This is a genomic window from Sphingobacterium sp. NPDC055431, assembly GCF_053644255.1.
The window spans coordinates 1-1915 of sequence record NZ_JBSHLH010000040.1; the positions used below are offsets into that span (position 1 = coordinate 1).

Annotated in this window: 1 protein-coding gene; it reads right to left on the minus strand. The window is 40.5% G+C overall.

Translation table 11 applies throughout. The features are described 5' to 3' along the window. Positions 1–246: 246 nt before the first annotated feature. Positions 247–1854, minus strand: a complete 1608-nt coding sequence (locus ACWIB3_RS18555; protein WP_185212752.1) for an acyl-CoA carboxylase subunit beta — start codon at positions 1852–1854, stop codon at positions 247–249. Positions 1855–1915: the final 61 nt, after the last annotated feature.

Sequence of the window (1915 nt, forward strand, 5' to 3'; positions counted from 1 at the left end):
ATCCTGTTTTGACCTTACTCTCATTCGAGACACATTGCGAATTTTCGCAATGTGTCTCGAATGAGAGTAAAAGGAAGTCCCTAAAAACTGCTCTATCCGAACAGAAACACATTTATTAAAAATTTTATAGATTATGGAATTTTCAGGTACTGTACAGTGGCTTTATAGGAAAAGAAAAAGGAAAGCTTTGTTATGATAAACAAGGCTTTCCTTTAATAATTTTATGATTTAGATAATCGCTTACCGCTAAGTTTGGATCACGCCAACATTGTATTTTCCGATCTCTGTATTATGTGATGCAGCTTCTATACCCATGGAAATAATTTTTCTGGTATCGGCTGGATCGATCACTCCATCTACCCATAATCTGGAGGCTGCATAATAAGGGCTCAATTGCTCATTATAGGTCTTTTCGATATCCTGTAAAAGCTTGTTTTTGTCTGCTTCACTCAGGCTGATATTCTTTGATTTTAAGGCTGCTTCTTGGATCTGCAACAGAGTTTTACCTGCAGATGCACCGCTCATTACCGCTATTTTGGCGGTAGGCCATGCATAGATCAATCGAGGATCATAAGCTTTGCCACACATCGCGTAATTACCTGCTCCATAGCTATTTCCTACCATAAACGTGAATTTTGGCACTACGGAATTGGCCATGGCATTCACCATTTTAGCACCATCCTTGATAATTCCACCATGCTCTGCCCTGGAACCCACCATAAAACCGGTGATGTCCTGAAAGAATAGCAATGGTATTTTCTGTTGGTTACAGTTCATGATAAAACGGGCTGCCTTATCAGCTGAATCTGAATAGATCACTCCACCCATCTGCATTTCTGTTGAACCTCCAGGTTTCTTGGCCTTAACCACTTCCCGTTGATTGGCCACTATGCCTACTGCCCATCCATCTACCCGAGCCAAGGCACAGATCAAAGTCTTGCCATAATCTGCTTTATATTCTTCTAAAGAACCACTATCGACTATACATTTCAAGATTTCAACCATATTGTAGGGCTTCAATCTATCTTCAGGCATATAATCATAGAGTTTTTCCATCGGATATTCTGGCTCCTTCGCTTCTATCCTTGAATATTGATAGGTAGGTTCAGAACCGAATTTATCCACTATATTTTTGATGGCATCCAAGCAACTCTCATCATTCGGATATTTATTGTCGGTAACACCTGAAATTTCACAATGCGTATCTGCTCCGCCTAAGGACTCATTATCAATGACTTCTCCAATAGATGATTTCACCAGGTAAGATCCTGCTAAAAATACAGATCCGGTACCTTCGACAATCAGTGCATAATCAGACATGATGGGCAAATAGGCACCACCAGCCACACAAGAACCCATAATGGCAGAAATCTGGGGGATACCCATGGAAGAAAGCTTGGCATTATTTCTAAAGATCCTTCCAAAATGCTCTTTATCAGGGAATATTTCAGCTTGCATAGGTAGAAAGACACCGGCAGAATCGACCAAATAGATAATGGGAATATGGTTTTCCATGGCTATTTCCTGAGCTCTCAGGTTTTTCTTACAGGTCATCGGAAACCAGGCTCCGGCCTTGACCGTAGCATCATTTGATACAATCACACATAACCTATTCTTAACATAGCCCAAGACCACGACTACACCAGCATTCGGGCAACCACCATGTTCTTCGTACTGCCCATCGGCAGCGAAGACACCAATCTCGGTGAAATCCCTATCCTCATCTAATAGGTATAGGACCCGTTCCCAAGCCGATAATTTTCCTTTTTCGTGTTGTTTTTGGATTTTGTCCAAGCCTCCACCTAACAGTAGTTTTTCTCTTTTCCTTTGGAGTTCTTCTAATTGGCCTCGCATAGCTTTATTGAAATAATGTAATTTATTAGGTTCTGAAATATTAAATTATTATAAATATCAT

Bases quoted from the DNA above. Each gene is read 5' to 3' on its own strand.
- ACWIB3_RS18555 (WP_185212752.1), bottom strand. From the start codon at position 1,854: ATGCGAGGCCAATTAGAAGAACTCCAAAGGAAAAGAGAAAAACTACTG.